Raw genomic sequence first — 22,842 nt, 5'->3', positions numbered from 1 at the left:
GCGGGAGGGCGCGGGTTCGTGATAGAACCGCGGCATGACAGAACTGCCCATCGTCGTGGTGCCGGTCGGGGTCGACGACGACGCGCTCGACGCCTGCCTGGCCGCGCTGGACCTGTGCACGCCGCCCGGCGCGCGGGTCTGGCTGGCCGACGACGCCCAGGCCGGGCCGCGCGGTTACGCGATCATCGAGCGCTGGCTGGCGCGCACCGCCTTGCGCGCCGATTACAGCCGGCGCCAGCGCAGCATCGGCGAGGTCGCCCATCTGGACGAAGTGCTCGGCGCCTGCGGCGAGGCCGACGTGGCGGTGCTGGCGGCCGACGCGGTGCCCGCGCCGGGCTGGCTGTCGCGGCTGTGCGCCTGCTTCGCCGCCGACGGCGCGATCGCCACCGCCACGCCGTGGTGCAACGCCGGCGAGGCCGCGGCCTGGCCGCGCATCGGCGAGATCGCGCCGCATCCCGACGGCGACGACGCCGACCGCCTGGCGCGCGCGCTGGCGCAGATGCCGGCGGCGCATCCGGAACTGCCGGCGGCGGTCGGCCATGCGGTGCTGTTGCGCGGCAAGGCGCGCCGGCGCGCCGGCGGCCTGGATGCGGCCAGCTACGGTTCCTGGTACGCGGCGTTGACCGATCTGTCGCTGAGGCTGGCCGGATTGGGCTGGCGCAACGTATTGTGCGACACCGCCTACGTCGCCCGCGGCGGCGAAGGCCGTCCCTGCGACGGCGACATGGAAGCGCTGGCCGCACGCTGGCCGGACTGGCACCCGCGGCTGGCGCATTTCCTCATGCAGGACCCGCTGCGCGGGCTGCGCGAACAACTCGCCGAGCGCCTGGAGCGCGTCGGCCCACCGGAACCGCAACGTGATTTTTTCCTCTGAACCCGATCCCTCCGTCCGTCCCGCCGGCGACAGCGGGGTCGAACTGGGCGCGGTCGTGGTCAGCTACCGCAGCGCCGCGACCATCGACGAGTGCCTGACCCGGCTGCGCAACGCCCACGGCGTCGACGCGATCCGGGTGGTCGACAACCAGTCCGACGACGGCACCCTGGAAATCGTCCAGCGCCATGCCTCGCTGGACCCGCGGGTACGCTTCATCGCCAACCCCGACAACCCCGGCTTCTCGGTCGGCTGCAACCAGGGCGTGGCCGAGCTGGAACCGCCGCCGCCGGGCCGCGATTGCGGCTGGGTGGCGTTCGTCAATCCCGACTGCATGGTCGAGCCGGACACCCTGCAGCGCCTGCGCGTCGCGGCGGTGTCTGTGGGCGAGGCGCTGGTCAGCGCCGACCTGGTCGGCGAGGACGGCGAGCGCGACGCCGCGGTGCGCCGGCGCGATCCGGATTTCGGCGCGATGCTGGCCGGCCTGCTGCGTCCGTGGGCGGCGCCGAAGATGGCGATCGCGGCGGACGACAGCGTGGCGCTGCAACCGGTCGAGGCGACCTCGGGCGCGCTGATGCTGATGCCGCGGCGCCTGTTCGAACGCATCGGCGGTTTCGACGAAGCCTACCGCCTGCACGCCGAGGACCTGGACCTGTGCCGGCGCGTGCGCCAGGCCGGCGCCGCGGTGGCGGTCGCCAACGGGGTGCGGGTGGTGCACGTGCGCGGCGTGTCGAGCCGTTCGCGGCCGTTCTTCGTCGAGTGGCACAAGCATCGCGGGCTGTGGCGCTACTTCCGCAAGTTCGAGGCGCCGCGGCGCGGCGCGGCGGTGCGCGCCGGGGTGTTCGCGGCGATCTGGCTGCGCTTTCCGATCGCCGCCCTGCGCGCCTGGCTGCGCTGAGCTTCGGCCGCGGGCCCTCCCGCGTGGACCCTCCCGCAGCGCTGGCCGGGCCTCGGCCCCAGCGAGCCGCGGCCGCGACCGCCGGCGGCGAGCGCGGTCGTGAGGGCCATCGTCACAGCGCGCTGCGGCCGCGCGGGCTAGCGTCTCCGAAGACGTGTGCCGTCAGTCGGAAAACCGCTGCGGCGACGATTGCGCCTGTCACATGCACCGTATAGTCCCGGGACGGTGGCCCACAGGGGGTAGGTCATGTCGTTCTTCAGCAAGTTGTTCGGCGGCAGGCAGGACGTGGCGCAACACGCCGAGCCGATGGATCTGGTGGTGTTCGCCGAGCGCTATGCGCAGGCGATACGCGCGGCCTGGCCCGAGGCCGAGGTCGCGATCTCGCACGGCGCCGGCGCGGCCGACGCCAGGATCGACTGGCGATTGCCGGACGGTTTCCAGACCACCCATTTCCTCGGCAACAGCTACCAGCGCTATCTGGACGCGCCGGACCGGCCGGAAGCGGTGTTCGCCGAGCAGATCGCCTCGGCGCGCGAACTGCAGTTGGGCATCGGCCGCGGCAGCGATGCGGCGCGCGCGACCATCCTGCCGGTGCTCAAGACCCGCGGCTGGCACGAGATCGCCCTGCAGCAGACCCGCTCGATGGGGATGCGCAACGCGATGCCGTTCATCGTCGAGCCGCTGGCCGGCGACCTGGTGCTGACCTACGTCGAGGATTCGCCGGATTCGATGAGCTACCTGTCGCCGGCCGAGGCCGAGCGCCGCGGCCTGGACGCGCAGGCGCTGCGCAGCCAGGCGCTGGAGAACCTGACCCGGTTCCTGCCCGAGCTGGAACTGCAGGGTAGCGGCGGCCGCTACGCCGCGCGCCTGGACCGCAACTACGACGCCAGCATGGTGCTGCTGTTCGAGCATTGGCGCGACCGGATCGAGATCCGCGGTGAGCCGGTGTTCGCGATCGCCGCGCGCGACGAACTGATGATCTGCGGCAGCGAGGACGCCGACAGCCTGGCCTCGCTGCAGGACGTGGCCGACGAAATCGCCCAGTCCTCGGCCTACAACCTGTCGCCGCGCCTGTACGTGCACCGCGACGGACGGCTGCACGAATTCGCCGGCGTCGAAGCGCTCAGCGGTAGCGGTTGATCTGGTCGCGCAACTCGCGCGCCGCGGCCGCGGCCGCGGCGGCGTAGTCGTCGCCCGAGGAGGCGTACAGGATCGCGCGCGAGCTGCTGACCATCAGGCCGCTGCCGTCGGCGGTCTTGGCGTTGCCGACCACCGCCTCGACGTCGCCGCCCTGGGCGCCGACGCCGGGGACCAGGAACGGCACGTCGCCGACGATGGCGCGCACTTCGCGCAGCTGCGCCGGCCAGGTCGCGCCGACCACCAGCGCGCAATTGCCGTGGCCGTTCCAGTCGCGGGCGACCTTCTCGGCGACGTGCTGGTACAGCGGGCGTCCGTCGACGATCAGGTCCTGCAGGTCGCCGGCGCCCGGGTTGGAGGTGCGGCACAGCACCACCACGCCGCGCTCGGCGCGGTCGAGGAAGGGCTGGACCGAATCGCGGCCGAGATAGGGATTGGCGGTGACCGCGTCGGCGCGGTAGCGGTCGAAGGCTTCGGCGGCGTAATGCTGGGCGGTGCTGCCGATGTCGCCGCGCTTGCTGTCCAGGATCACCGGAATGCCAGGATGGGCGGCGTGGATGTGTTCGATCAGCCGGCTCAGCGTGGCTTCGGCGCCGAGCGCGGCGAAGTGGGCGATCTGCGGCTTGAACGCGCAGGCGTACTCGGCGGTGGCGTCGACGATGTCGCGGTTGAAGGCGAACACCGCATCGGCATCGCCGGCGAAGCGCGCCGGAAACCTGGCCGGTTCCGGATCCAGTCCCACGCAGACCAGGGTGCCGGCCTGCTGCCAGCGGTTGCGCAACGTCTGCATGAAATTCATCGCGATCTAGTCCTCATACGAATGCAAGTTCAAACAACCAAAACCGATGCCGGAGCGTTGCCGATCCCAAACTCCGAATCCCGCCCCGAGTCCCGAGTCCCGAGTCCCGAGTCTCCGCCCTCAAGTCACCACGATCGGCTCGCCCGAGGTCACCACCACGGTGTGCTCGAACTGCGCCGCGAAGCCGCGCCGGCACAGCATCGACCAGCCGTCCTCGGCCTCTTCGGTGCGGGTGGTGTGGGTGGCCAGGAAGGGTTCGACCGTGATCACCATGCCCTCGTGCAGGCGGCGGGTGTCGCGCGGGTCGTAGTAGCCCGGGATGTTGCCCGGCGCCTCGTGCAGGGCGCGGCCGACGCCGTGGCTGCCGAGGTTGCGGATCACCTTGAAGCCGCGCCGGGCCGCGACCGACTCGACCGTGCGGCCGATGCCGTTGATCGGCTGGCCGGCGCGCAACTGCGCGATCGCGGCGTCGCGCGCCTCGCGGGTGGCGTCGAGCAGCTTCTGCTGCGCGGCGCTGGCCTGGCCGATCACGAAGCTGCCGCCGGTGTCGGCGAAATAGCCGTCCAGCTCGGCCGAGACGTCGATGTTGACCAGGTCGCCCTCGCGCAACACGCTGAGGTCGGGAATGCCGTGCGCGGCGACCTGGTTGATGCTGATGCAGGTCGCGCCGGGGAAGTCGTAGGTCAGCTGCGGCGCCGAGCGCGCCCCGGCCTGGCGCAGCATCGCCGCGCCGATCGCGTCGAGATCGCGCGACACCGCGCCGGGCACCGCGGCTTCGCGCATGGCGGCCAGGATCGAGGCGACCAGCGAGCCTGCGCGGCGCAGGCCTTCGAGCTCGAATGCGTGCAGTACGGTCATGGCGGAATCCCGGGCGGTGTTGGTGGCAGGGTAACGCCGGCGGCGACGGGGAAAAACCGCGCTGCGGCGCAGTTCGCAGTCCCGGCCGCGCCGGCGATCCGGCCGCGGCCCTCGGCGCGAGCGGGCCGCGGATAGCGCGACGGGACCGTCGCCGGTCCCGTCGCCTCGCTGCTGCTGCGGCCGCCCGCGCGGGCGGCCTGCGGCTTACTTCAGCGCCTTGAAGCGCAGGCGATGCGGCTTGGCGCCTTCTTCGCCCAGGCGGCGCTTCTTGTCCTCTTCGTACTCGCGGTAGTTGCCCTGGAAGAACTCGACGTGCGAGTCGCCTTCGAAGGCCAGGATGTGGGTCGCGATGCGGTCGAGGAACCAGCGGTCGTGCGAGATCACGAAGGCGTTGCCCGGGAACTCGAGCAGGGCGTCTTCCAGCGCGCGCAGGGTTTCCACGTCCAGGTCGTTGGACGGTTCGTCGAGCAGCAGCACGTTGCCGCCCTGCAGCAGGGTCTTGGCCAGGTGCAGGCGGCCGCGTTCGCCGCCCGACAGGCTGCCGACCATTTTCTGCTGGTCCTGGCCCTTGAAGTTGAAGCGGCCGATGTAGGCGCGCGACTGGATCTCGATGCCGTTGATGTTGAGGATGTCCAGGCCGCCGGACACTTCGTGGAAGACGTTGTGGTTGCCTTCCAGCTTGTCGCGGCTCTGGTCGACGTAGGCCAGCTTGACGGTCGGCCCCATGTCGATCTCGCCCGAGTCGGGCTTCTCCTGGCCGATGATCATCTTGAACAGGGTCGACTTGCCGGCGCCGTTCGGGCCGATGATGCCGACGATCGCGCCCGGCGGCACGACGAAGCTGAGGTCGTCGATCAGCAGGCGGTCGCCGAACTTCTTCGACACGTTCTTGAACTCCATCACCTTGCTGCCCAGGCGCTCGCCCGGCGGGATGAAGATCTCGTTGGTTTCCTGGCGGCGCTGGTAGTCGACCGCCTGCAGCTCCTCGATCCGGGCCAGGCGCGCCTTGCCCTTGGAGCGGCCGCCCTTGGCGTTCTGCCGCGCCCACTCCAGTTCCTTCTGGATCGCCTTCTGGCGGGCCTTTTCCTGGTTCTCTTCCTGCTTCAGGCGCTCGTCCTTCTGCACCAGCCACTCGGTGTAGTTGCCCTTCCACGGAATGCCGCGGCCGCGGTCGAGCTCGAGGATCCACTCGGCGGCGTTGTCGAGGAAGTAGCGGTCGTGGGTGACCGCGACCACGGTGCCGGTGTAGCGGGCCAGGAACTGCTCCAGCCATTCGACCGATTCGGCGTCCAGGTGGTTGGTGGGTTCGTCGAGCAGCAGCATGTCCGGCTTCTGCAGCAGCAGGCGGCACAGGGCGACGCGGCGCTTCTCGCCGCCGGACAGGTTGCCGATCTTGGCGTCCCACGGCGGCAGGCGCAGCGCGTCGGCGGCGACTTCGAGCTGGTTTTCCAGGGTGTGGGCGTCGCCGGCGGCGAGGATCGCTTCCAGCCGCTCCTGTTCCTTGGCCAGGGCGTCGAAGTCGGCGCCGTCCTCGGCGTAGGCGGCGTAGACCGCTTCCAGCGCGGCCTGGGCGTTGAGCACTTCGCCCACGCCTTCCTCGACCGCTTCGCGCACGGTCTTTTCCGGATCGATCTGCGGTTCCTGCGGCAGGTAGCCGACCTTGATGCCGTTGGCCGGGCGCGCCTCGCCGGTGAAGTCGGTGTCGACGCCGGCCATGATCTTGAGCACGGTGGACTTGCCGGCGCCGTTGAGGCCGAGCAGGCCGATCTTGGCGCCCGGGAAGAACGACAGCGAGATGTCCTTGATGATCTGACGCTTCGGCGGCACGGTCTTGCTGACGCCGTTCATGGTGTAGATGTATTGCATGCAGACTCCGAAGCAGGGGCGCGCCGAGCCGGGCCGGAACGGCCGGGAGGCGGGGCGGGGGGCGTTGCGAATAGCCGATTATCCCGCAGCCGGCGGGCGGGTTCCAGCGCGGGGGGCTGCGGGAAGGTGAATCTGCGGGCGCCGGGCCGCGGCGCGGCCGCACGAACGCGGCCGGCGGGCGGACCCGCCGCTCTGGCCCGGCCGCCATGCCTGCGCAGGCGGCATCCGGCGCCCGCCGCGTTCGCGATGAGGCCAAAGACTTCCGCGCCATGCCCCGCCAACGCCATGCCGCGGCGAGAGATAGGGACGCAGGGGGTTAAGCGGGCTTAACCCCTGCGTCGCTGTGACGTTTCCAGGCCGCCGCGCGCCGCGGCGGCTCACCACCACACGATCAGGGCCACCACCGCCAGCACCGCCAGGTACTTGATCGCGTAGTAGGTGCCCTTGCTGCGCTCCTTCAGCGCCTTGGTCTTCAACCGCACCGCGTAGAAGTACTTGAACAGCTTGTTGATCGCGCCGGTCTTGTCGCCTTCCTGGTTCGGCGAGGCGCCGGCGGCGATCAGGCGCTGGGCGATGAAGCGGTTCAGGCCGCGCGCCCAGGCCCAGCGCATCGGCCGTTCGATGTCGCAGAACAGGATGATCCGGTTCTGGCCGGAGCCGTTCTGGGCCCAGTGGATATAGGTCTCGTCGAACATGGTCCATTCGCCGTCGCGCCAGCTGTAGCGCTGGCCGTCGACGTCGATGAAGCAGGCGTCGTCGTTGGGCGTGTCCAGGCCCAGGTGCAGGCGCAGCGAGCCGGCATAGGGATCGCGGTGCGGGCGCAGTTCGCCGCCCGGCGGCAGCTCGGTGAACATCGCCGCCTTGACCCCGGGGATCTCGCGCAGCAGCTGGGTGGTGACCGGGCACAGCTCGGCCGCCGAGGGGTGGGCGTCGTCGTACCACTTCAGGTAGAAGCGCTTCCAGCCGCGGCGGAAGAACGAGTTGAAGCCGACGTCGTTGTAGCCGTCGGCGGCCTTGATCTGCTGCAGCTCGCGCAGGTGCAGGGCCTCGGCGCGGATCTCGCGCCAACGCGCGCGCAGCGGTTCCAGCTCGGGGAAATACTGGTCCGGGTTCAGGAAGGCGGTGGTCGGCACCCGCGAGCAGGCGTACATCAGCACGTTGACCGGCGCCATGAAGGTCGAATGGTCGAGCAACTGGCGGCCGAGCCGGTGCCGGACCTTGCCGCGGAAGTGCACGTACACGGCGCTGGCGAGGAACGCGAAGACGAAGACCCATTTCACGGTCGGGGCATCCAAGGTCGAACGGGCCGGCCGGGGAGCGGCGGGCCTGGGGAGGGGAGGTCGGCGCATTGTCCGCCGGGCCGGGGCGCCGCGGCAGCCCGGCTTTGGCGGTTGGCCGCCATACGCCCCTAGGCTAACATTTCAAGTCTTACGTCAAGCCCACCCCCTGCGACACGGGCCCGGCCTGGCGCGGCGTACCTCCCCCCTCCCGTCCGTACTTCTTTCCGAGGCCGCGAATGTTCCCCAGCCACACCCGTATTGCCGGATTCGACGACGAGCTCGCCCAGGCCATCGCCGCCGAGGCCCGCCGCCAGGAAGACCATGTCGAACTGATCGCCTCGGAAAACTACGCCAGCCCGCGCGTGCTGGAGGCCCAGGGCAGCGTGCTGACCAACAAGTACGCCGAAGGCTACCCGGGCAAGCGCTACTACGGCGGTTGCGAATACGTCGACATCGCCGAGCAACTGGCGATCGACCGGGTCAAGCAGCTGTTCGGCGCCGACTACGCGAACGTGCAGCCGCATTCGGGTTCGCAGGCCAACCAGGCGGTGTACTTCGCCCTGCTCAACCCGGGCGACACCATCCTGGGCATGTCGCTGGCCCACGGCGGCCACCTCACCCACGGCGCCAAGGTCAACGCCTCCGGCAAGCTGTTCAACGCCGTCCAGTACGGCGTCGACGCCCAGGGCCTGATCGACTACGACGAAGTCGAGAAGCTGGCCCTGGAACACAAGCCGAAGATGGTCGTGGCCGGCTTCAGCGCCTATTCGCGGAAGATCGACTGGGCGCGCTTCCGCGCCATCGCCGACAAGATCGGCGCCTACCTGTTCGTCGACATGGCCCACGTCGCCGGCCTGGTCGCCGCCGAGGTCTACCCGAACCCGTTGCCGCACGCCCACGTGGTCACCTCGACCACCCACAAGACCCTGCGCGGCCCGCGCGGCGGCATCATCCTGGCCCAGGGCGCCGACGAGGAGCTGACCAAGAAGCTGCAGAGCATCGTCTTCCCGGGCATCCAGGGCGGCCCGCTGATGCACGTGATCGCGGCCAAGGCGGTGGCGTTCAAGGAAGCGCTGGACCCGGAATTCAAGGCCTACCAGGAACAGGTGGTCAAGAACGCCCAGGCGATGGCCAAGACGATCATCGCCCGCGGCTACAAGATCGTCTCCGGCGGCACCGACAACCACCTGATGCTGGTCGACATGATCGGCAAGGGCATCACCGGCAAGGACGCCGAGGCCGCGCTCGGCCAGGCCCACATCACGGTCAACAAGAACGCGGTGCCGAACGACCCGCAGAAGCCGTTCGTGACCTCGGGCCTGCGCATCGGCACCCCGGCGGTGACCACCCGCGGCTACAAGGAAGCCGACTGCGTGGCCCTGGCCGAGTGGATCTGCGACGTGCTCGACAATCCCAAGGACGCCCAGGTCATCGCCGGCGTGCGCGAGAACGTCACCCAGCAGTGCGCGCAGTTCCCGGTCTATGGTTGATCCGACGGGACTCGGGACTCGGGACTCGGGGCTCGGCATAGCGCCGCGTCCCGGCGTGGCAGGCGCGGTCGTCCTCCGGCCGGCTTGTCTGTGCTTTTGCTCCGAATCCCGAGTCCCGAGTTCCGGGTCCCGCAGGCGGCGACGCTGATGCACTGTCCTTTCTGCCAGCACCAGGACACCCGCGTGATCGACTCGCGGGTGTCCGACGACGGCGCCACGATCCGGCGCCGGCGCGTTTGCGAGGCATGCGGCGAGCGGTTTTCGACCCTGGAGACCATCGAGCTCAAGCTGCCGATGATCATCAAGGGCGACGGCCGCCGCGAACCGTTCGACGCGCGCAAGCTGCGCCTGAGCATGGACCGCGCCCTGCACAAGCGGCCGGTCTCGGAAGAGCAGGTCGAAGCCGCGGTGCGCGCGGTGGTGCACCGGCTGCGCATGACCGCCGAGCGCGAGCTGGCTTCGCGCCGGGTCGGCGATTTCGTCATGGACGAGCTGCGCAAGCTCGACCACGTCGGCTACGTGCGTTTCGCCTCGGTCTACCGCGCCTTCGAGGACGTGGCCGATTTCCGCGAGGAACTCGACCGGCTCGAGCGCGATGCGCCGGGCGACGGCCAGTTGCCGCTGCTCGGCGACGAGCCGCACGAGCGCAACCGCAAGCGTTGAGCGCGAAGCCGCTGCGTCGCAGCGGCCTGTGCCAGCCGACCGGTCCAGTCGGCCCGCGCCAGCGGGCCTGACTGCAATGCGTCTGTTCCAGCCGGACCCGCCCGACGGCCCGATGGGCCGCTCCGCCGCCGTGGGTCGCTATTCGCGCGCATCGGGCCCAAAATGAGCCGATGACCGCCTCCTTCAGCGCCATCGACCACGCCCTGATGGCCCGCGCGTTGCGCCTGGCCGAAAAGGGCGCCTACACCACCAAGCCCAATCCCATGGTCGGCTGCGTGCTGGCGCATGGCGAGGAGGTCGTCGGCGAAGGCTGGCACGAACGCGCCGGCGAACCGCACGCCGAAGTGCTCGCGCTGCGCGCCGCCGGCGAACGCGCGCGCGGCGCCACCGCCTACGTGACCCTGGAGCCCTGCGCCCATACCGGCCGCACCGGGCCCTGCAGCCAGGCCCTGATCGAGGCCGGCGTGGGCCGGGTGATCGCGGCGATGCGCGATCCCTTCCCGCAGGTCGACGGCGCCGGTTTCGCCCAGTTGCAGGCGGCCGGCGTCGAGGTCGCCAGCGGCCTGATGGAGGCGCAGGCGCGCGCGCTCAATCGCGGCTTCCTGTCGCGGATCGAGCGCGGCCGGCCGTGGCTGCGGGTCAAGCTGGCGGCCAGCCTGGACGGCCGCAGCGCGTTGGCCAGCGGCGAGTCGAAATGGATCAGCGGCCCGGCCTCGCGCCTGGACGTACAGCGCTGGCGCGCGCGCAGCGGCGCGATCGTCACCGGCGCCGGTACCGTGCTCGCCGACGATCCCGAGCTGACCGTGCGCCTGGGCGACGACACCGCGTTCGTGGCGCCGCTGCGGGTGGTGCTCGACCCCGGCCTGGCCACGATCGCTCGCGGCCGGGTGCGCGGCGGCGACGCGCCGACCCTGTACCTGCACGCGCCCGACGCCAAGCTGCCGCGCGGCTTCGCCGCCGAACACGCGGCGGTGCCGGTGCGCGAAGGCAAGATCGACCTGGAAGCCGTGCTCAAGCTGCTGGCCGCGCGCGGCATCAACGAGATCCAGCTCGAGGCCGGCGCGACCCTGGCCGGCGCCTTCCTGGCCGGCGGCTGGGTCGACGAAGTGCTGCTCTACATGGCCCCGGTGCTGCTCGGCGAAAACGCCCGGCCGCTGTTCGACGGCCTGGGCATCGAGGCGATGGCGGATAAGCGCGGCCTGGAACTGGTCGACCTGCGCCAACTGGGCGGCGACATGCGGGTGCTGTTGCGGCCCAAGGGCGAGAAGTGAGCGTGGAGGAGTGAGGGGTGAGCAGAAGCTGCCTTTCGCTCACTCCTCACTCCTCTCCACTCGTTCCTTAGCTCATGAACGCCTTCAAGGACCACTTCTCCGCGCTGGCGCGCAGCTACGCCGCCTCGCGTCCGGAGTATCCCGACGCTTTGTTCGACGCGATCGGCGCGCATCTGCCGGCGGGGCCGGTGCGGGTGTGGGAACCGGGTTGCGGCAGCGGCCAGGCCACCCGCGGCCTGGCCGCGCGCTGCCAGCGGGTGCATGCGACCGAGCCCAGCGCGGCGCAGATCGAGCGCCATTGGGCGCGCGAAGCGGCGTTGCGCGGCGAGGGCAAGGTCGGGCTGGCGATCGAACCGGCCGAGCGGTGTTCGCTGGACGACGCCAGCGTCGAGCTGGTCGCGGTCGCGCAGGCGATGCATTGGTTCGAGCGCGAGCGCTTTTTCGCCGAATGCGAGCGGGTGCTGGTGCCGGGCGGGGTGCTGGCGGTCTGGGCCTACGGCGATTTCCTAGCCCCCGAAGGCATGGTCGAGGCGGTCGAGGCGTTCCGCGCCCGGATCGACCCGTACTGGCAGCCGGAAAACGCCGAGGTCCGCGACCGCTATGCCGGCTACGTCTGGCCGTTCGCCGCCTTGCCGGCGCCGGAGCTGTGGCTGGAGGCCGAATGGAGCCTGGGCCGCTGGCTGGGCTATTTGCACAGTCTGTCGGCTGTCGAGCGCTGCCGCGCCGCCACCGGCGACGACCCGGTGGCGCTGCACCGCACGGCGCTGAGCGCGGCCTGGGGCGCGGCCGAAGACCTGCGCACGATCCAGTGGCCGCTGCACCTGCATTTGCGGCGCAAGCCGGGCTGAGGCCGAGCCGGCGGCCGGTTCGGTCGGGGGCCTGCGCCGCGGAACGCTGCATCGCGCCCGCGGCGGCGCCGGCGCCGGGCCGTCCCGGCGGCGGGTGCTAAACTGCGCGCGCCGGTTCGCCGGCACCCACAGGTAACGTCTTCAGGGCGGGGCGGAACTCCCCACCGGCGGTAGGCGCGGCGACGCGCGAGCCCGCGAGCGCTGCCCGGCCCCGCGTCCCAGGACGTCCCGGCCGGGTGGGTCAGCAGATCCGGTCCGATGCCGGAGCCGACGGTCACAGTCCGGATGAAAGAAGACGGCTACGCGCGACGCCCCCCGCGAGGAAGGGCGCCCCCAAGGCTGCGGCTGCGCCGCGGCTCGCGCGTTGTCTTCCTAGCCTTGAGGCGTTTTTCGCTCAACATCACGCGGGAAACGTTTCATGACCCAGTTCGTCCGCAACACCCGTCCGGCGGCCCACCGCCCGAAGGCCGGCTGATGTTCACCGGCATCATCGAAGGCGTCGGCGCGCTCGCCGCCACGCAGGATCTCGGCGGCGACGTGCGCCTGCGCATCGCCACCGGCTCGCTGGATTTCTCCTCTCCCAAGCTCGGCGAAAGCATCGCCGTCAACGGCGTATGCCTGACCGTGATCGCGTTCGAGGGCGACTGGTTCGAGGCCGACGCCTCCACCGAAACCCTGTCGCTGACCACGCTCGGCGCGCTGCGCCCCGGCGCCGTGCTCAACCTGGAGCGGGCGATGCGCCCGACCGATCGCCTCGGCGGACACATGGTCAGCGGCCACGTCGACGGCGTCGGCGCGGTGCTGGGCGTGCACGAGGACGCGCGCGCGCAGCGCTGGCGCTTCCGCGCGCCGGCGTCGCTGCTGCGCTACATCGCCAAGAAGGGCTCGATCTGCGTCGACGGGGTCAGCCTGACGGTCAACGAAGTCGACGCCGAAGGCTTCGAGGTCGCGCTGATTCCGCACACCGTCGCCCACACCGCCTTCGCCGCGACCTCGGTCGGCGACGCGGTCAATCTGGAAATCGATCTGGTCGCGCGTTACGTCGAGCGCCTGCTCGGCGCGCGCGCGGAGGAAACCGCATGAGCTTCGCTACCGTTCCCGAATTGCTGGAAGAGATCCGCGCCGGCCGCATGGTCGTGATCGTCGACGACGAGGACCGCGAGAACGAAGGCGACCTGATCATGGCCGCCGAACTGGTGCGCCCGGCCGACATCAACTTCATGGTCACCCACGCCCGCGGCCTGGTCTGCCTGTCGTTGATGCGCGAGCGCTGCCTGCAGCTCGGCCTGGGGCCGATGGTGCGCGACAACACCTCGCCGCACCACACCAACTTCACCGTCAGCATCGAGGCCGCCGAAGGCGTCACCACCGGCATCTCGGCCTACGACCGCGCCCACACCGTGCGCACCGCGGTGCGCCCCGACGCCAAGCCCAGCGACCTGGCCCAGCCCGGCCACATCTTCCCGCTGATGTCGCAGCCCGGCGGCGTGCTCAGCCGCGCCGGCCACACCGAGGCCGGCACCGATCTGGCCCTGCTCGCCGGGCTGGAGCCGGCGGCGGTGCTGGTGGAAGTGCTCAACCCCGACGGCAGCATGGCGCGCCGGCCGGAGCTGGAGGCCTTCGCCGCCGAGCACGGCCTGAAGATGGGCTCGATCGAAGAGCTGATCCGCTACCGCCTGGCCACCGAGCACACGGTCGAGCGGGTCGACGCGCGCACGATCGAGACCGAGCATGGCCCGTTCCAGTTGCTGAGCTACCGCGACCGGCTCAGCCACGCCCTGCATTTCGCCCTGCTGCGCGGCGAGCCCGACCCGGTCCAGCCGACCCTGGTGCGGGTGCATCTGCAGAACCCGCTCGCCGATGCGCTGCACTGGCGCCGCGCTGACTTCGGCCCGGCGATCGGCGAGGTGCTCGGCGCGATCGCCCGCGAGGGCCGCGGCGCGCTGGTGGTGCTGGCCGACCACGCCGACGCCGACGCGCTGCTGGCGCGGGTGCGCGGCCAGGCCGCGCACGAGCCGGCCGGCGAGGGCGGCCACGACGAGGCCGCGCCGCCGACCCGCGGCCACGCCCTGGCCGAATGGCGCCGCAACGGCGCCGGCGGCCAGATCCTGGCCGACCTGGGCCTGGGCAAGCTGCGCGTGATCGGCACCCCGCGGCGGCAGATCGGCTTGGCCGGTTTCGGCCTGGAAGTGGTCGAGTACGTCGATCCGCACGGGCTCGGCTGAGCCCGGCGCGGGCGCCGGACCTGAGCCGGCCGCCAACCCGTTAAACTACCCCTTTCGTCCGGTCGATCCCCCACCATGCCCCATTACGAAGGCGACCTGCGCAGCCCCCCGGGCGCGCGCTACGCCATCATCGCCAGCCGCTGGAACCCGCGCATCACCGACACCCTGGTGGCCGGCGCCCGCAAGACCTTCGCCGAACACGGCATCGCCGAGGACGCGATCGACGTGATCCGGGTGCCCGGCGCCTGGGAGCTTCCGGTGCTGGCCAAGCGCCTGGCCGCGGCCGGCCGCCACGCCGCGGTGGTCGCGCTGGGCTGCGTGGTGCGCGGCGACACCCGCCACTACGAACAGGTCGCCGACGGCTGCTCGGACGGGCTGATGCGCATCTCGCTGGACTACGGCCTGCCGATCGCCAACGGCGTGCTCGCGGTCGAGAAGCACGAGGACGCCATGGCCCGCGCCGGCGGCAGCCACGGCAACAAGGGCGAGGAAGCGGCGCTGGCCGCCCTCGAGATGAGTCACTTGCTGGAACAACTGCCATGAACCGCCGTCGTCAGGATGGAATCGATCCGGTCGCGCGCTCGCGCGCGCGCCGCCGCGCGCTGCAGGCCGTGTACGCCTGGCAGATGTCGGGCGCCAAGGCCAACGACGTCATCGCCCAGTTCGCCCACGAACAGGCCCACGAAGTCGCCGACCTGGCCTATTTCGAAGACCTGGTGCGCGGCGTCGACAGCCACCGCGCCGAGCTGGACAAGGCGCTGACCCCGTTCCTGGACCGCGAAGTCGAGCAGGTCGACCCGATCGAGCGCGCCGCGCTGCGGATCGCCGCCTACGAACTGCGCCACCGCCTCGATGTGCCCTACCGGGTGGTGATCAACGAGGCGATCGAAACGGTCAAGCGTTTCGGCGCCGAGCACGGCCACACCTACGTCAACGGCGTGCTCGACCACGCCGCGGCCGATTGGCGCGCGGTGGAATTCGCTGCGTCGAAGAAGCGCTGATGCGCCGGCGCTGCGCCGCTGCGCAGCGCCACAGCGCGGCCGCGCGTCGGCGCGCGCCGCGCCGGGCGGCGCGATGAGCGCGGCCGAATTCGACCTGATCGCGCGCATCCGCGCGCGCGCCGGCACGCGCGGCGACGTCGCGCTGGGGATCGGCGACGACGCCGCCCTGCTGCAGCCGCCGCCAGGCCGGCAACTGGTCGTGGCCACCGACACCCTCAACCGCGGCGTGCATTTCGGCGAGGCCGCCGCGGCCGCCGATATCGGCTGGAAATCGCTGGCGGTGAACCTGTCCGACCTGGCCGCGATGGGCGCCGAGCCGGCCTGGTGCACCTTGTCGTTGTCCTTGCCCAGCCAGGCCGGACAGCGCGATTTCCTCGACGGCTTCCTCGACGGTTTCCTCGGCCTGGCGGCGCAGCATCGGGTCGCTTTGGTCGGCGGCGACACCACCCGCGGGCCCCTGTCGGTGTGCGTGACCGTGCTCGGCCTGATCGAACCGGGCGCGGCCTTGCGCCGCGATGCGGCCCAGGCCGGCGACGAGATCTGGGTCACCGGCACCCTCGGCGACGCCGCCGCGGCGCTGGCCCTGGACGGCATCGCGCCCTACCGCGAACAGGCCGTGCGCCGCTGCGCCGGCGATCCGGCCACCGATGCGGCGCGCCTGCACGAGCGCCTGGCGCGGCCGACGCCGCGGGTCGCCGCCGGGCGTGCGCTGGCCGGCCTGGCGCGGGCCGGCATCGACGTCTCCGACGGCCTGCTCGCCGATCTCGGCCACGTCTGCGCGGCTTCCAAGGTCGCGGCGCGGATCGAGCTGGCGTCCCTGCCGGCGTCGCCGGCCCTGGCCGCCGCTGCCGACGGCCCCGCCCGCTGGCATCTGCAGGCGGCCGGCGGCGACGATTACGAGCTGTGCTTCACCGCTGCGCCGCAGCGGCGCGAGGCGATCGAACGCGCGCTGGCCCAGGCCGGGGTGCCCGGATGCGCGATCGGGCGGATCGAGAGCGGCCAGGGCGTGCATGCCTTCGCGCCGGACGGGACGCCGTGGCGGCCGGCACGCGCCGGCTACGAGCATTTCGCCGGCTGAGCGCCGGCGACGGCCATGGGCGGGGCAACGCCGGCCGGCCGTTCAATCGGCAAGCCTCGCGACGCTCAGGCGTCCGGCAGCAGCTTGCCGGGGTTGAGGATGCCGTCGGGGTCGAACACCTGCTTGAGCTGGCGCATCAGCGCCAGGGTCTGAGCGCCCACCGCCTGCGGCATGAAATCGCGCTTGGCCAGGCCGATGCCGTGCTCGCCGGACAAGGTGCCGCCGAGCGCCAGCGCCAGCGCGAACACCCGCGCCATCGCCGCGTGCGCGCGCTCGCTCTGCGCGGCGTCGCCCGGGTCGTAGAGCAGGTTGACGTGCAGGTTGCCGTTGCCGGCGTGGCCGAAGCAGACGATGGGCAGGTCGAACTCGCCCGCCAGCGCCTGCACGCCGTCGACCAGCTCGGGGATGCGCGACACCGGCACCACCACGTCTTCGTTGATCTTGCCCGGCGCCAAGGTGCGCAGCGCCGGCGACAGCGCCTTGCGCGCCGCCCACAGCTTCTCCCGCGCGGCCTCGTCGACGGCGTCGTCGAGCGCCAGCAGGCCGTCGCCGGCGGCCGCGCGCCGCAGCGCCTCCAGCGCATGCGGCAGGGTGTGCGCGTCGCCGTCGGCTTCGATCATCAGCAGCGCGCCGGCCTGCTGCGGCAGGTCGGCGCCGCCGACATCGCGCGCCAGGCGCACGCATTGCGCGTCCATGAATTCCAGCATCGACGGCGTGACCGGCTGGGCCATCAGCCGCGCCACCGCGCGCGCGGCGCTGGACACGTCGCGATAGATCCCGCGCAACGCCGCCCGCGCCGGCGCGCTCGGGGTCAGGCGCAGGCTGGCTTCGACGATCAGGGCCAGGGTGCCTTCGCTGCCGACCAATAGCCGATGCAGGTCGTAACCGGTGCTGCCCTTGGTGGTGGCGGTGCCGCAGACGATCAGCTCGCCGGCGCCGGTGACCGCGGTCAGCGCCAGCACGTTGTCGCGGCTGGCGCCGTACTTCACCGCGCGCGGGCCGCCGGCGTTGCAGGCCAGGTTGCCGCCGACCGTGCTGAACGCCGCGCTGGTCGGGTCCGGCGGCCAGAACAGGCCGTGCGGCTTCAGCGCGGTTTGCAGGTCGCCGTTGAGCGCGCCCGGCTCGACCACCGCGCAGCGGTCGCCCGGCCGGATCTCCAGGATCCGGTCCATGCGTTCGAACGACACCACCACGCCGCCGGCCACCGGCACCGAGGCGCCGGTGGTGTTGGTGCCGCGGCCGCGCGCGATCACCGGCACGCGGTGGCGGCGGCAGGCGCGCACCAGCGCCTGCACCTGCTCGCGCGTGCGCGGCAGCGCGACCGCATCGGGCAGGGATTGAAGGCGGGAATTGTCGTAGGCGTAGGCCAGCCGTTCGCCGGGGTCGGTCAGCCAGCCGTCGCCGAACGCCGCGGCCAGTTCGCGTTGCAGGGCGTCGGGCAGGGCGATCATGGCGTCGCTTGCACGCGCGGCGCGGTCAGGCGCCGCAGCGCGACGCCGCACAGGCCGAGGGCGAACGCGGGCAGGACGATCCAGCGCGCTTCCGACCACAGTACCTGCAGGCCGCGCAGGCTGAAGAAACGCGCGCCGATCGGCGAGACCTCGATCGGCCGCCACGGCGCGAACAGGCGCTGTTCCGACCACGGCCAGTACAGGGCGACGCCGAGGCCGCCGTTGGTCAAGGCGTCGAGCAGCGGGTGCGAGACGGTGCACAGGAACAGCCAGGTCGCGGCGCGCCACGGCGGGGCGCGCAGCCACGGCGCCGCCAGCGCGCCGAGCGCGGCGACCAGCGCGGCGAAGACGAAGGAATGGCTGGCGCCGCGATGGCCGAAATCGTCGGCGTAGGCGATGCCGAACTTGAACGCGACCACGTCGGCGTCGGGCAGCATCGCCGCGAGCGCGCCGGCGACCAGCAGCCGCGGCGGAATCGCGCGCGCGCCCAAGGCCAGGCCCAGGGCCAGCGGAACGGCGGCATGGGTCATCACGGTCGGCATCGTACGGCTCGGTCTCGGTCGGGTATGGGTGGGCGCTTCAGGCGTCGTCGGCGCGGAACGCGTCGCGCAGCCAGCGCAGTTGCGGCGCGGCCGGGTCGCCTTGCGCTTCGATCACGTCGAAACGGCAGGCGTGATCGGCGTAGTGAGGATGGGCGAGCAGGAACGATTGCGCGGCCAGCAGCAGCTTGCGCCGCTTGCGCGCGTCGATCGAGGCGGCGCCGCCGCCGTAGCGGTCGTCGCGGCGATAGCGCACTTCGACGAACACCAGCACCGCGCCGTCGAGCATCACCGCATCGAGTTCGCCGCAGCGGTAGTTGGCGTTCGCGGCCACTTCGCCGAGCCCGGCGTCGCGCAGGTGGCGGCGCGCGGCGGCTTCGATCGCGGCGCCGCGGGCGCGCCGCGACGGCGCGCCCGCGGGGTGGGCGTCGCGGTCAGCGGCGCGAGGCATCCGCCAGCGGCACCGCGACGCCGCTGCTGAAGGTCGACCAGGCCGGGGTGCGCAGCACGCTGCCGAAACCGTCCACCCGCAGCACGCCGGTGGCGCCGGCGACGAAGGCGTCGGAGCGGCCGGCCAGGCGTTCCAGGTAGGCCGACAGCAACCAGGCGTCGTAGCCGAACGCGAACAGGCGCGCGGCCGGACCGCGCGCGGTCGGCAGACCGGCGGCGACGCCCGGCGCCGGCGGCAGGCCGCGCACACCGCCGCTGGTCCAGGATTCGGACGGGAAGGCGATGCCGTCGAGCACGCGGTCCTGCTCCGGCTTGCCGGTGCCGGACAGCAGCTGCGAGGTCGCCACGCGCGGTTTGTCGGCCAGGCCGGCGAGAGCGAGCTTGGGGATCAGGCCGCGCGCGGCGCTGCCCTTGACCGCTAGGAACACCGCGTCGATGCCGCCTTCCTTGCTCGCGAACGGAGCCAGGTCGGCGGTGCCTTCGCCGATCGTGTCGGTGACCTGGGCGCCGCGTGCGCCGAGGCGCTCCTTGAGCGCGGCGATCGCCCGGCGCTGGCTGTCGTCGCCGCCGCCGATCGCGAGCACGCGCAGCGCCTTGCGTTCGAGCAGGTAGTCGGCCGCGGCCACGCCTTCGTCCTCGGGGGTGAGCGAAAAGCTGACGATGCCGCTGGGCGGGGCGACGTTGCCGCGGTTGAGCGCCAGCACCGGCACCGGCAGCGCATCCTTGCCGAACAGCGCGCTGACCTCGTCGCGGCCGAGCGGGCCGACCACGAAGTCGTTGCCCTCGGCGGCGGCCTTGTCGTAGGCGGCGAGGGTGCCGCCGGCGGTGCCGTTGGTGTCGTAGAAGACGATGTCCGGGCGGCGCCGGGTCTCGCCGTAGTAGCCGGCGAGCAGGCCGTCGCGCACCGGCGCGGCGGCGGTGGCCAGCGAGCCCGACAGCGGCAGCAGCACGGCCAGCTTGAGCGGCGGACGATAGCCGTCGCTGTCGGCCGGCGGGCGCTGGGCCGAGACCTGGTAGCGCCAGTTCGAAGTCTGGTCGAACGGCCGCGGCAGCGGCAGGCCGCGCTGCATCAGCTGGCGGCCGACGAAGTTGTACAGCGGGTCGCCGACCGGCAGCGCTTCGGCCTCGCGCGCCAGCGCGGCGTTGTCGAGCTGCGACAGCAGGCGCTCGATCTGGCGCTCGTTCTCGGTGCGCTGGGCGCCGCTGAGGTCGGCGTTGTTGCGCGCCAGGTGCCCGGCCTGGGCGACCAGCGGATTGGAGGCGTTGACCGCCGCGGTGGGGCGAGTTTCGACCGTGGCGCAGCCGCCGAGCACGGCGGTGGCGGCGAGCAGGCTGAACATCCATGTCATCGCGGGCCGGTTCTTGCTCTGATTCATCGGCTTGCTTCCGCCGTCCAGCGGCGTTCCTGTGGGACCGGTTAGGATTCTACCCGGCCTCACCGCACCCGTACGATGCTCACTTCCGGCACCCTTCATATTGTCGCCACCCCGATCGGCAACCTCGGCGACCTGACTCCGCGCGCGCTGGACACCCTGCGCTCGGTCGCGGCGATCTGCGCCGAGGACACCCGCCACACCCGCCAACTGCTGGCCCACTTCGGCCTGGAGCGGCCGCTGCTGGCCCTGCACCAGCACAACGAGGACCAGCAGGCGGCGCAGTTGGTGGCGCGGCTGCAGGGCGGCGATTCGCTGGCCCTGGTCTCCGATGCCGGCACCCCGCTGGTCAGCGATCCGGGCTTCCGTCTGGTCCGCGCCGCGCGCGCGGCCGGGATCCGGGTCTCGCCGGTGCCCGGCGCCTGCGCCGCGATCGCCGCCCTGAGCGTGGCCGGTCTGGCCTCGGACCGGTTCAGTTTCGAGGGCTTCCTGCCGGCCAAGGCCTCGGCCCGGCGCGAGCGCCTGGCGCGCCTGGCGGCCGAGCCGCAGACCCTGCTGTTCTACGAATCGGCGCACCGGATCGAGGAAACCCTGGCCGACATGGCCGGCGCGTTCGGCGAACAGCGCCCGGCGGTGCTCGCGCGCGAGCTGACCAAGCTGTTCGAGACCGTGCTCGACGGGACCCTGGGCGAACTGGCGCAGAAAGTGGCCGCCGACCCCAACCAGCGCAAGGGCGAGTTCGTGCTGATCGTCGAAGGCGCCGGCGACGATGCCGACGCCAAAGTGGTCGAGGGCCGGCGCATCTACGCCAAGCTCAGCGAGCACCTGCCGCCGTCGACCGCGGCCAAGCTGGCCGCCGAGCTGAGCGGGGCGCCGCGCAAGGCGCTGTATGGGCGCAACGAGGACTGACGCCGGGGCGGGCGAGGGCGGCTCGATGCGCGTGCAATCCTGCGGCTGAGGCGGACATGAAGCGCATCGGCGCGCGATCCGGGTCCGGCATGCGACAATGCCCCCGCGGAGTCGGCCAGGCAGTCGCGTCATCGGAACGCAAGTTCCGGTGCCGAGGAAAGTCCGGGCTCCACAGGGCACGGTGCCAGGTAACGCCTGGGCGGCGCGAGCCGACGGAAAGTGCAACAGAGAGCAGACCGCCGAACGGCCCGAAAGGGTGCGTGGTAAGGGTGAAACGGTGCGGTAAGAGCGCACCGCGAGTCCGGTAACGGACCGGCACGGCAAACCCCACCGGGAGCAAAACCAAATAGGGAGACGATGCCGCGGCCCGCGGTGTCTCCGGGTAGGTTGCTTGAGCGTCGCGGCGACGCGGCGCCTAGAGGAATGACTGTCCACGACAGAACCCGGCTTATCGGCCGGCTCCGCGCTTTTTCAGGCTGCGCCTGAAAAAGCCCCAAAATTTGCTGCGCAAATTTCGGGCCCCGCTATGTGTCTCCAGATCCCCGCCCCTTCGGGGCAGCGTTTTTCGGGCTTCGCCCTATAAACCCCAAAATTTGCCTTGCAAATTTCGGGCCCCGCTATGTGTCTCCAGATCCCCGCCCCTTCGGGGCAGCGTTTTTCGGGCTTCGCCCTACAAACCCCAAAATTTGCTTTGCAAATTTCGGGCCCCGCTATGTGTCTCCAGATCCCCGCCCCTTCGGGGCGCCCCCTTTACTAAAGGGGGCTCTCGGTTGCGGAAGAGTGTCGCTGCTTGTTGCCTTGTTCGAGTCCCGAGTCCCGAGTCCCGAGTCCCGAGTCCCGAGTCCCGAGTCCCGAAGCTGGCTTGTCTCCCCTCTCTCGCCTGCGGGAGAGGGGCGGGGTGAGGGCAGGCGGACTGGGCGGGAACTGCGGCCCGCCGGCGGGCGACCCCCCCAGCCCGGGTGTCCCAGCGCGGCAGCTCCTGGCCGCCTGTGCGCCCGCGGATGTTCCGATAGCTGCCGCCGATCAGGGATCGAACTTCGACCTTTTGCGTCTATCGAGCCGGATTGCTGCTGCGCAACAAGGCCTTAACAACTGTGACGGACATCGCGCGAGGGTCACTTTGTGACGTTCAGAGTCTCAAAACCTGAGACTAAACAAAGGTTAGTGGATAACTCTTGAATAAGACTCTGAAGTTCGCTGCAAGCCATTGATGCGACAGGCGAAATTTGTCCCGGAAAGTTGTTGACAACCCTGTGCACCCTGCTAATGTGGGCATCCGAGGGAAATCCTGGGTTTTTGTGGGGTTTCGAGGCCAGCCGCTCAGCCGGGCGGATGAACTGAGGTGACCCGTCCGGTAGAGACGGGAGCCGCAAAGGTGCGCAATGTTCCAAGGCGAAACCGCCATCACGATCGACGACAAGGGCCGGCTGGCGGTGCCCACCGCCTACCGCGATCTTGTCGCGCGCGAATGCGGCAATCGCCTGGTCATCACCTACAACCCGTTCGAGGCCGGTTCCCTCTATCTGTATCCGCTGTCGATCTGGGAACGCGTCCGCGACCAGGTCAACAAGCTGCCCAAGGCCAAGAAGGTCAACCGCAACATGCAGCTCAAGCTGGTCGGTGCGGCCGCGTTCGTCGAACTCGACGGCAACGGCCGCATCACCGTGCCGCCGAGCCACCGTTCCGCGGTCGGCATCGACAAGAAGGCCGTGTTGCTGGGCATGGGCGACAAATTCGAGCTATGGAGCGAGCAAGCGCATCACGCCCAGATCCGTCAGACGATCACCGACGACGATCTGAGCGACGAGCTGCTCGATTTGCAGCTATGACGGGGG

22 protein-coding genes, 1 other RNA gene and 1 riboswitch are annotated in these 22,842 nt (G+C 71.3%); of the genes, 15 read left to right on the top strand and 8 right to left on the bottom strand.

Features of this window, described 5'->3' with window-relative positions:
- Positions 1 to 34: 34 nt before the first annotated feature.
- The 3 genes from AC3A57_RS17960 (at position 35) to AC3A57_RS17950 (ending at position 2,909) form a co-directional block, all read left to right on the top strand.
- Positions 35 to 874: a glycosyltransferase gene (locus AC3A57_RS17960; protein WP_221669812.1), complete on the top strand. Its 840-nt coding sequence runs from the start codon at positions 35 to 37 to the stop codon at positions 872 to 874.
- A complete protein-coding gene (locus AC3A57_RS17955) occupies positions 858 to 1,769 on the top strand; it encodes a glycosyltransferase (protein WP_487580171.1) in 912 nt (303 codons plus the stop codon). Before AC3A57_RS17960 ends, AC3A57_RS17955 begins: the two co-directional genes overlap by 17 nt.
- A 246-nt stretch (positions 1,770 to 2,015) precedes the next feature.
- Positions 2,016 to 2,909 (top strand): hypothetical protein, encoded by an 894-nt coding sequence (locus tag AC3A57_RS17950; RefSeq protein WP_487580170.1) that lies wholly within the window; start codon positions 2,016 to 2,018, stop codon positions 2,907 to 2,909.
- On the opposite strand, the gene pyrF is transcribed toward AC3A57_RS17950, so the two are convergent.
- The 4 genes from pyrF to lpxO all read right to left on the bottom strand — a co-directional run bounded on the left by pyrF (position 2,893) and on the right by lpxO (position 7,709).
- Positions 2,893 to 3,705: an orotidine-5'-phosphate decarboxylase gene (gene pyrF / locus AC3A57_RS17945; protein ID WP_487580169.1), complete on the bottom strand. Its 813-nt coding sequence runs from the start codon at positions 3,703 to 3,705 to the stop codon at positions 2,893 to 2,895. The two genes, AC3A57_RS17950 and pyrF, sit on opposite strands and share 17 nt — an antisense overlap.
- Positions 3,706 to 3,825: 120 nt before the next feature.
- Positions 3,826 to 4,563 (bottom strand): type I methionyl aminopeptidase, encoded by a 738-nt coding sequence (gene map / locus AC3A57_RS17940; protein WP_487580168.1) that lies wholly within the window; start codon positions 4,561 to 4,563, stop codon positions 3,826 to 3,828.
- A 204-nt stretch (positions 4,564 to 4,767) separates the two neighbouring features.
- The gene (gene ettA / locus AC3A57_RS17935; RefSeq protein ID WP_487580167.1) at positions 4,768 to 6,429 is read right to left on the bottom strand and encodes an energy-dependent translational throttle protein EttA; all 1,662 of its coding nucleotides are present in this window, start codon (positions 6,427 to 6,429) and stop codon (positions 4,768 to 4,770) included.
- 377 nt (positions 6,430 to 6,806) lie between these two features.
- Complete coding sequence (lpxO, locus tag AC3A57_RS17930) at positions 6,807 to 7,709, bottom strand: lipid A hydroxylase LpxO (RefSeq protein ID WP_487580166.1); 903 nt, start codon at positions 7,707 to 7,709, stop codon at positions 6,807 to 6,809.
- 236 nt (positions 7,710 to 7,945) lie between these two features.
- Here lpxO and glyA point away from each other — a divergent pair, with 236 nt between their 5' ends.
- The 9 genes from glyA to thiL all read left to right on the top strand — a co-directional run bounded on the left by glyA (position 7,946) and on the right by thiL (position 16,285).
- Positions 7,946 to 9,199: a serine hydroxymethyltransferase gene (glyA, locus tag AC3A57_RS17925; protein WP_487580165.1), complete on the top strand. Its 1,254-nt coding sequence runs from the start codon at positions 7,946 to 7,948 to the stop codon at positions 9,197 to 9,199.
- Between the two features lie 147 nt (positions 9,200 to 9,346).
- Entirely contained in the window at positions 9,347 to 9,862 is a 516-nt protein-coding gene (nrdR, locus tag AC3A57_RS17920) for a transcriptional regulator NrdR (protein ID WP_221669805.1), read from the top strand.
- Positions 9,863 to 10,032: 170 nt separating this feature from the next.
- Positions 10,033 to 11,133, top strand: coding sequence for a bifunctional diaminohydroxyphosphoribosylaminopyrimidine deaminase/5-amino-6-(5-phosphoribosylamino)uracil reductase RibD (ribD, locus tag AC3A57_RS17915; RefSeq protein ID WP_487580164.1), 1,101 nt, complete (start codon positions 10,033 to 10,035; stop codon positions 11,131 to 11,133).
- A gap of 74 nt (positions 11,134 to 11,207) precedes the next feature.
- The gene (locus tag AC3A57_RS17910; protein ID WP_487580163.1) at positions 11,208 to 11,981 is read left to right on the top strand and encodes a class I SAM-dependent methyltransferase; all 774 of its coding nucleotides are present in this window, start codon (positions 11,208 to 11,210) and stop codon (positions 11,979 to 11,981) included.
- Positions 11,982 to 12,114: 133 nt separating this feature from the next.
- Positions 12,115 to 12,282, top strand: a riboswitch (FMN riboswitch).
- Positions 12,283 to 12,455: 173 nt separating this feature from the next.
- The gene (locus tag AC3A57_RS17905; RefSeq protein ID WP_487580162.1) at positions 12,456 to 13,064 is read left to right on the top strand and encodes a riboflavin synthase; all 609 of its coding nucleotides are present in this window, start codon (positions 12,456 to 12,458) and stop codon (positions 13,062 to 13,064) included.
- The gene (gene ribB / locus AC3A57_RS17900) at positions 13,061 to 14,206 is read left to right on the top strand and encodes a 3,4-dihydroxy-2-butanone-4-phosphate synthase (protein ID WP_487580161.1); all 1,146 of its coding nucleotides are present in this window, start codon (positions 13,061 to 13,063) and stop codon (positions 14,204 to 14,206) included. Before AC3A57_RS17905 ends, ribB begins: the two co-directional genes overlap by 4 nt.
- 75 nt (positions 14,207 to 14,281) lie before the next feature.
- Positions 14,282 to 14,749 (top strand): 6,7-dimethyl-8-ribityllumazine synthase, encoded by a 468-nt coding sequence (gene ribH, locus AC3A57_RS17895; protein WP_221669800.1) that lies wholly within the window; start codon positions 14,282 to 14,284, stop codon positions 14,747 to 14,749.
- Positions 14,746 to 15,207 carry a transcription antitermination factor NusB gene (gene nusB, locus AC3A57_RS17890; RefSeq protein WP_221669799.1) on the top strand — a complete coding sequence of 154 codons (462 nt, stop codon included), beginning with the start codon at positions 14,746 to 14,748 and terminating at the stop codon, positions 15,205 to 15,207. Before ribH ends, nusB begins: the two co-directional genes overlap by 4 nt.
- Positions 15,208 to 15,280: 73 nt before the next feature.
- Complete coding sequence (gene thiL / locus AC3A57_RS17885; RefSeq protein ID WP_487580160.1) at positions 15,281 to 16,285, top strand: thiamine-phosphate kinase; 1,005 nt, start codon at positions 15,281 to 15,283, stop codon at positions 16,283 to 16,285.
- A 65-nt stretch (positions 16,286 to 16,350) separates the two neighbouring features.
- Here the strand turns inward: thiL and AC3A57_RS17880 are convergent, their stop codons facing one another.
- Genes AC3A57_RS17880 through AC3A57_RS17865 form a run of 4 tightly spaced genes read right to left on the bottom strand, consistent with a single transcriptional unit; the run spans position 16,351 to position 20,101 of the window.
- The gene (locus AC3A57_RS17880) at positions 16,351 to 17,736 is read right to left on the bottom strand and encodes an FAD-binding oxidoreductase (protein WP_487580159.1); all 1,386 of its coding nucleotides are present in this window, start codon (positions 17,734 to 17,736) and stop codon (positions 16,351 to 16,353) included.
- The gene (locus AC3A57_RS17875; protein ID WP_487580158.1) at positions 17,733 to 18,278 is read right to left on the bottom strand and encodes a metal-dependent hydrolase; all 546 of its coding nucleotides are present in this window, start codon (positions 18,276 to 18,278) and stop codon (positions 17,733 to 17,735) included. The genes AC3A57_RS17880 and AC3A57_RS17875 overlap by 4 nt, the downstream gene beginning before the upstream one ends.
- A 37-nt stretch (positions 18,279 to 18,315) precedes the next feature.
- Positions 18,316 to 18,726, bottom strand: a complete 411-nt coding sequence (locus AC3A57_RS17870) for a YraN family protein (protein WP_487580157.1) — start codon at positions 18,724 to 18,726, stop codon at positions 18,316 to 18,318.
- Positions 18,710 to 20,101 (bottom strand): penicillin-binding protein activator, encoded by a 1,392-nt coding sequence (locus AC3A57_RS17865; RefSeq protein WP_487580156.1) that lies wholly within the window; start codon positions 20,099 to 20,101, stop codon positions 18,710 to 18,712. The genes AC3A57_RS17870 and AC3A57_RS17865 overlap by 17 nt, the downstream gene beginning before the upstream one ends.
- 75 nt (positions 20,102 to 20,176) lie before the next feature.
- Between AC3A57_RS17865 and rsmI the strand changes: the two genes are divergently transcribed.
- The 3 genes from rsmI to mraZ all read left to right on the top strand — a co-directional run bounded on the left by rsmI (position 20,177) and on the right by mraZ (position 22,836).
- Complete coding sequence (rsmI, locus tag AC3A57_RS17860; RefSeq protein ID WP_221669792.1) at positions 20,177 to 21,007, top strand: 16S rRNA (cytidine(1402)-2'-O)-methyltransferase; 831 nt, start codon at positions 20,177 to 20,179, stop codon at positions 21,005 to 21,007.
- Positions 21,008 to 21,114: 107 nt separating this feature from the next.
- An RNA gene (gene rnpB / locus AC3A57_RS17855) (RNase P RNA component class A) lies at positions 21,115 to 21,474 on the top strand.
- Between the two features lie 915 nt (positions 21,475 to 22,389).
- Positions 22,390 to 22,836, top strand: a complete 447-nt coding sequence (mraZ, locus tag AC3A57_RS17850; protein WP_221669791.1) for a division/cell wall cluster transcriptional repressor MraZ — start codon at positions 22,390 to 22,392, stop codon at positions 22,834 to 22,836.
- Positions 22,837 to 22,842 lie beyond the last annotated feature (6 nt).

The organism is Lysobacter sp. Soil_C_15 (genome assembly GCF_057657315.1).
The sequence above is the reverse complement of the archived record's forward strand: the minus strand, read 5'-3'. Positions and strand labels throughout refer to the sequence as shown.